6 protein-coding genes and 2 tRNA genes are annotated in these 6,801 nt (G+C 46.6%); 6 read left to right on the plus strand and 2 right to left on the minus strand.

Annotation, left to right across the window (positions count from 1 at the left end; genetic code table 11):
* Positions 1 to 999: protein kinase domain-containing protein (locus QUB51_RS29745; protein WP_333264489.1), on the minus strand; the 999-nt coding region annotated here is incomplete at its 3' end.
* Between the two features lie 1,379 nt (positions 1,000 to 2,378).
* Here QUB51_RS29745 and yqeK point away from each other — a divergent pair.
* The 6 genes from yqeK to QUB51_RS29780 all read left to right on the plus strand — a co-directional run bounded on the left by yqeK (position 2,379) and on the right by QUB51_RS29780 (position 5,566).
* A complete protein-coding gene (gene yqeK, locus QUB51_RS29755; protein ID WP_333264491.1) occupies positions 2,379 to 3,014 on the plus strand; it encodes a bis(5'-nucleosyl)-tetraphosphatase (symmetrical) YqeK in 636 nt (211 codons plus the stop codon).
* A 138-nt stretch (positions 3,015 to 3,152) separates the two neighbouring features.
* Positions 3,153 to 3,572 carry a ribosome silencing factor gene (gene rsfS / locus QUB51_RS29760; RefSeq protein WP_333234293.1) on the plus strand — a complete coding sequence of 140 codons (420 nt, stop codon included), beginning with the start codon at positions 3,153 to 3,155 and terminating at the stop codon, positions 3,570 to 3,572.
* 2 nt (positions 3,573 to 3,574) lie between these two features.
* Positions 3,575 to 4,084, plus strand: coding sequence for a CGLD27 family protein (locus QUB51_RS29765; protein WP_333058566.1), 510 nt, complete (start codon positions 3,575 to 3,577; stop codon positions 4,082 to 4,084).
* 183 nt (positions 4,085 to 4,267) lie between these two features.
* On the plus strand, positions 4,268 to 5,221 hold the full coding sequence (locus QUB51_RS29770) for an asparaginase (protein ID WP_333264493.1): 954 nt from the start codon (positions 4,268 to 4,270) through the stop codon (positions 5,219 to 5,221).
* Between the two features lie 117 nt (positions 5,222 to 5,338).
* Positions 5,339 to 5,415 (plus strand) — tRNA-Met (locus tag QUB51_RS29775).
* Positions 5,416 to 5,489: 74 nt separating this feature from the next.
* A tRNA-Met gene (locus QUB51_RS29780) sits at positions 5,490 to 5,566 on the plus strand.
* A gap of 353 nt (positions 5,567 to 5,919) precedes the next feature.
* On the opposite strand, the gene QUB51_RS29785 is transcribed toward QUB51_RS29780, so the two are convergent.
* Positions 5,920 to 6,801, minus strand: an 882-nt coding sequence (locus QUB51_RS29785; protein ID WP_333058564.1) for an RNA-guided endonuclease TnpB family protein, incomplete at its 5' end; no start/stop codon positions are given.

Genomic DNA, 6,801 nt, shown 5'->3' on the forward strand with positions numbered 1-6,801 from the left:
TTCGGTGCTGCCCCTGCTGACTCGCTCAAAGGCTGCTAATAAGGTTTCAACTTCTGTTTCTCTGCCGTAGAGTTTTTCAGGGATGAGGAAATGATCTGTCATATCCCGCGTCCCCAATGCAAAGGTCTCAATGTTACCCGTGTTTTGTAATTGAGCCAGACAAATTTCTAAATCGTGTTTAAGTCCTAATGCACTCTGATAGCGATCTTCGGCATTCTTTGCCATCAGTTTACTAACAATTTGGGATAAAATTAGGGGAACTTCTGGGTTGATTTCATGTACCGGAATTGGCTGTTTTGCTAGATGACAATGCACTAATTCTATTGGGTCGTCTGACTCGAAGGGTAACTGTGTTGTCAACAATTCATAGAAGGTAACACCCAGGGAATAAAAGTCACTCCGATAGTCAATTGCTCGATTCATTCTTCCTGTCTTTTCTGGGGAAAGATAAGCTAAGGTTCCTTCGAGGGTGTTGGGGTTCTGGATTTCTAGGGTTTCTCTCGGCAGCAGGGAAGAAATACTGAAGTCAATTAGTTTAATTTGTTTGCTATGTGGGTTAATCAGAATATTTGCGGGTTTGATATCTTTATGAATAACTCGGTTTTGGTAGAGAGAGTGGAGAATATTTGCTAGTTCCCTGGCTAGGTTGAGAAAATTTTCTAAAGATAGAGATGTATCGGGTTGGTTTTTATCAGTTGCTCCCGGAAGATAAGTAGACAGAGAAACTCCTCCAAAGTCCTCCATTATCAAAGCATAGGCGTTTTTGTAAGGTGCTAAATCGAGGGGTTCAACCACTCCAGGTAGACGTAGATTTTTGGCGATGGTGTACTGGTTGCGGAATTGCACCAGTTCGCTGAAGCTGGGGTATTCGTTTCGCAGCAGTTTGATGACGACTGGAGTACGATCGCTCTCCCGAATACCTCGATAGACTAGAGTGCGAGATCCTGCATAGAGTTGTTCTGTTATCCGATACCCCGGCAGATCAGTAATTGTCTCCATTGTCCAGTCCTCACTCAATAAATTGGGGGTTAGTATATCTCTAGTTTACTCAGCAAACTTGGTAAATTCTCAATGGTCTCTAATGTTGCTGGACTTGTCAGTGGGCGTTCTGTACGAACGCAGGCAGCTCGTTCGATACTGAAGCCATATTATTAATTGTTTAGAACTTGTCTGCACTGGAGCGGAAATTATCCATAAGTATGTTTATATAACTCATTTGAGATGTTGATGGCGATCGCGTCTAGCAGTCGTGAAGCTCACAGGAGGCGATCGCCCCAAACAGCTATTTTTTGAGGTAGTTCAGTTTAAGCCCAAGGGTGGAAAGGTTTTCAACTTGGTTGTTTATCCTTGATATTTTTGAGGTAAAAATACTCAATGGTAGCCCTCATGCCCTCTTCTAGCAACCTAACGAACTCGCTCATCGGAAATGCTTGAATAACCCATTCTACATCAAATATTGCCCATTCAAAAGCAAAGTATACTTCGGAACTAGACGAAAATAAAATTTTTGGATGGATTTTATCTCAACTAAAAAATGTGTGATATTGAGCCGACTTACCCTGCGTATTTACTTCCCTAGTCTACCGTATATTTGTATTACCAGCAGTGGCTAGAACAAGGATTGCTTCTTCAATAACTGATGAAAATATTACCCCTATTCTGTGACTCAGCAGAATAGGGGTAATATTTTACTCTTCTTCATCAAGTAAAATAAGGGATGAGAATAAAAATCCATTAACGCTATTAATCGAGCAAAGCAAAGTGATTCAGCCCGTGAGCATTTTCTAGCCCCTTTATCTCTGCAATAGCTGGTAGTGTCTTACGTTTAATATCAAAAATTACACTAGCATGAATGTGTGTAAAAGCTTTGAAGCTTCTGACTTCTGAAAACAGATTTCTGTAATAAGCTGTTCGGCATTTAAAAGACGATAGTAGGGTGCGTCATTACAGAAGTGTTTTCCGCATAAGCGCGTAAGTGTTCACTCCTGATGCACCCTACAAGCCTCGTTACTGGTTTAAATGCTCCACAGGTTAGTGACAATACTCATCCATCAATTTCAAGGTTGAATCAGCTTGGCGAGGCTTAACCATAGACTCAGCTAAGGTTTGAGAGATTTTGTTCTATTATACTCTGCGCCGCGAAATTGAAAGAAGAGGGCAGGGCTGTTTCATTCTCTTGTAGGAGCAGCAAAGAGTGGCTGCCCCCATGTCGCCAAGGCTTGTGAATCATCGTCTGTGGGGGGTAGGAATTCTTGGCACTACAAGAGTCAAAATCGCGATTTTCGTGAAAATGAAACCGCCCTGCCTGCGTGCCCGATACCGCAGCCGATCGAAACAAAACGCTAAAATAGTAGCTCATACAATTTTGGAGTTAATATTTGACACTTGCACCCGATCGCGAAAACGTCCTAGCTTGGCTCTGTGAGCGCGTTCCTGCTGCCCGAATCAAACATATCCTCGGAGTCGAACAGGTAGCAGGTGACTTGGCTCGCCATTACGGCCTCGACGAAGCAAAAGCCCGATCGGCGGGTTTGTTGCACGATTTGGCAAAATACTTCAAACCTCAACTGCTGCTGCAAATGGCCCAGAAGGAAGGTTTAGAGTTAGACTCAGTGTTGGAAGCACACCCGCATTTGCTGCACGCAGACGCCAGCGCGATCGTCGCCAGAGACGAATTCGGGGTGGTCGATCGAGAAATTTTGGACGCAATCGCCAATCACACCCTCGGCAGACCAAACATGAGCCAGCTCAGTTGTACCGTATTCATAGCAGATACCATAGAGCCGAGCCGCGGCAACACAGCCCAACTAGAAGCACTGCGCGAGGCAAGCTGGCAAAATCTTTATGCAGCCGTGTGGCAAACTAGCGATTATTCTCTTAAATATTTGCTAGAAACTCGCTGCTACATCCACCCCCGCACCGTACTTACGCGGAATTGGGCGCTGCAAATGGCCCGCGAATCGCCGGAAACAGGAAATTCGACCCAGAAGTCGATCGAACAAATCACAAGTTGAAAGTAAAATTCACCAGAAATTCTGTCCTTACTTTTGGCTTCAACCTAACTCCTATTTCCCGTCTCAAACTGCCAACAATCGACAGCCAATAGCGCACCCATTCTTTCTTACCGTATCAATTAGGAACTTAAACACTTAATGTCAGATATAACCCAACTCGAATACTCCAGGGCCCAGTCTACAGCAACGGACGGCACCTCCTCAGACGAAGCCCGTGGCCTGATCATGACCGTTGCCCAAGCAGCCGATGACCGCAAAGCAGTAGATATTGTATTGCTCCGCGTGTCAGAAGTATGCTTTTTGGCAGACTACTTTGCGATCGTCACCGGATTTTCCAACGTGCAGGTACGAGCCATCTCCCAAGCGATAGCAGACCAAGTGGAAGAAGAGTGGCAACGCTTGCCACTGCGTACACAAGGCCTATCAGACGCTAGTTGGGTTGTCATGGACTACGGCGACGCGATCATTCACATTTTGAAGCCTCAAGAGCGGGAGTTCTACAATTTAGAAGCGTTCTGGGGACACGCCGAACGCATTGACTTTTCCCCCACGTCGTGAGGATGGCTAATGTGAAAAACGTTTCTGCTTCTATTTGTCCCGTTCCGCAAGAACAGCGACCGATCAATGAATACCAAGAACTTAAAGAATCCTGGTTTTTTAGCTGGGTAACACTCAATTGGCCCGGATACCTGGCAAAACTAGCTTGGGTGTGGGCTTGGAGTTGCTTGGTATCGGTGCCGATAGCTGCTTCTAGCTTTGCTCCAAGCAAGTATCCAGCTCAGTTTGTCCTGTGCGGTGCCGCAGGTGCCGGTTTTATTCTAGGATTAGCTTTGCTGCGACTCTACTTGGGTTGGTTCTACGTGCGATCGCGCCTTTCAAATCCCACGGTCGTCTACGAAGAGTCTGGTTGGTACGATTGTCAATCTTGGCCTAAAACTCCCGAAGTTTTGCTTCAAGATCAGTTGATTGTTAACTACCAACTAGAACCAATTCTCAGGCGTCTGCGGCAGACATTTTATGGTTTGACAGTATTGCTGGTTGCCGGGGGACTAACTTGGAGTTGTTTGTAATCGGTTCGGTTCGGGAGTTTTGAGTTTTGAGATTGCCGCGCACAGCCAACGCCGGCACACTCCCGTGCATGAGTGAGAAACGATCGCCGAAAGATTAACTTTATAACTCTTAACTGGCAGCTCGCAACTCATAACTTCCACCGGCCCCAATCTAAAATCTAAAATCTAAAATCTAAAATTGATATGACAAGGGGAAAACGAACCCAAGCTCCCGAACTGGAAGTCACACTGCTGCGCGAAGGTATTGTGGAATCGAGGCACCGCGCCCAGGCCGCTGTCTGCGACAACCGCGGGCGCGTTCTGTCTGTTGCTGGTAACTCGGAAACGGCCTCATTTGTCCGTTCTTCACTCAAGCCTTTTCAAGCTTTGGCGGTGACGGGGACTGGCACTTTAGAACGCTACGAATTGACCGATCGAGATTTAGCGATTATTTGCAGTTCCCATCAAGGTACGATCGAGCAATCGCGCCAGGTATTTAACGTCCTGTGGCGCTGCGACATTGACCCCTCTAAACTTCAATGCCCCATTCCCGAAGGCAAAAAGAGCGCCCTGCAATACAACTGCTCCGGCAAACACGCCGGAATGCTGGCTGTCTGTCAGCAACTGCACTGGCCTCTGGACACTTATTTACGCCGCAAACATCCTGTCCAGCAGCTTATTTTGGGCAAAGTGGCTGACTTGCTGGCAATGCCTGCCGAAGAGTTTATCAGCGCTCGCGACGACTGCGGCGCTCCTACCTATCTGTTGCAGTTGGGGCAAATGGCGTCTTTGTACGCTCAGTTAGCCTCCGGCCACAATGTGGATATGGAGCGGATTGTCCGCGCTATGACTCATCACCCGATGATGGTTGCCGGTGAGGGCAAATTTGACACGGAACTGATGCGCTTGACTCAAGGGGAATTGGTGAGCAAGTCCGGCGCCGAAGGGGTGCAGTGCATTGGCCGCGTGGGCGAAGGCATGGGCTTGGCAATTAAGGTGACGGATGGAGGAAAGCGTGCTCAATTTGCTGTGGCGATTCACTTGCTCAAGCAGTTGGGGTGGATTACTCCGACGATCGCCGAAACTCTGGCGGAGACTTACCTCACTCTGAGCGAATTCAAGCGCTTGGAGGTAATCGGGGAAGTTTCGATGCTTTAGGGCGATCGAGACTCGATCGCCGATTTCAGCAACCCCTCCCACAATCTAAAAAGTTTTTTTGATTTAGGGGTTGCAATTTTCAGAAAGATATGTTTATATTAAAGAGAGACAAAGCGACGCGGGATAGAGCAGCCTGGTAGCTCGTCGGGCTCATAACCCGAAGGTCAGTGGTTCAAATCCACTTCCCGCCACCAAATTCAAGCGAACCCTGTAATCTTTAAGGTTTCAGGGTTTTGTTTTTGGAAACCACGAGAGAGAGACAAAGCGACGCGGGATAGAGCAGCCTGGTAGCTCGTCGGGCTCATAACCCGAAGGTCAGTGGTTCAAATCCACTTCCCGCCACCAACTTAAATAAGACAAGCCCCGGCATCCTAAAAGTTGCTGGGGTTTGTTTTATGCCGTCTGTTTGATGCCGAGGGCGATCGCATCTTCGACAGATTGAAAGCAGTTTATTTTAGGCGGCAACAAAAATGAGGACACAGCAGTGCTGTGTCCCTACTGTATATTTGTATTTTTCTACTAATTGAGACAAAATAAGACCAACCCTCAACCTAAACACTCAACCCTATACTTTCCGACGACCGTTTGTGCAAGCTTTATTTGTCAAAAAATTGCAATCCGATATCCATATTTTTTAACTCAGGATTGTGAACTACCAGACGCTGACCACTTAAGTGGTACAGCGCTGGCTTCCTGATTCAACGGGGCGGGGCGTCCCACAAAACCGAAGTTTTACCAGATCGACTTACATCCCCTCCACAGGCAGAAGCGCTAGTTCCTAACGCCAAAATCCGCAAGGCTTCATTTCTAATATTGGTTGCCGCGTTTACGTCACGATCGTGGTGAGTACCACAATGCTGACAACTCCATGCTCTAATATCAAGAGTGAGATTCTCAACTCGATTTAGACATACATGGCAAGTTTTAGAACTCGGAAACCATCTATCGATTTCGACATATTGCTTTCCTTCGCTCTGGGACTTGTACTTGAGCATGGTACAAAACATACCCCAGCCAGCATCACTAATAGCTTTGGCTAGATTATGATTCTTTACCATGCCTTTGATGTTGAGATTTTCCACTGCAATAACTTGGTTTTCGTTAACTATCTTGCGGGATAGCTTTTGTAGAAAATCTTCCCGGCATCGGGCAATCTTGGAGTGAACTTTTGCCACCGCCCGTCTTGCCTTTTTCCTGTTTTGACTGCCTTTCTTTTTGCGAGAAAGCTTTTGCTGCTTACGTTTTAGGTTCCGCTGACGTTTAACAAAATGCTTGGGATTGCCAAACTTAGAACCATCACTGGTAATCGCAAAATGAGTCAACCCGACATCAATGCCAATAGCTTTACCTGCTGGGACGGATTCAGGCTTTTCTTTCCCGTCGTCAGTCAAAACAGAAATAAAGTGTTTGCCGTCTGGGTTACGAGACACGGTAACGGTCTTGATGTCGCCCTCGAAATCACGGTGCCGCCGACAGAAAACTAAACCAATTTTAGGTAAATTAATATAGTCACCGTCAAATTTGACATTTTGAGGATAACTGATCGACTGCCTGTCGTGCTTGGCTTTGAATTTGGGTGG

The organism is Microcoleus sp. AT8-A3, assembly GCF_036705675.1.
Lineage (GTDB): Bacteria > Cyanobacteriota > Cyanobacteriia > Cyanobacteriales > Microcoleaceae > Microcoleus.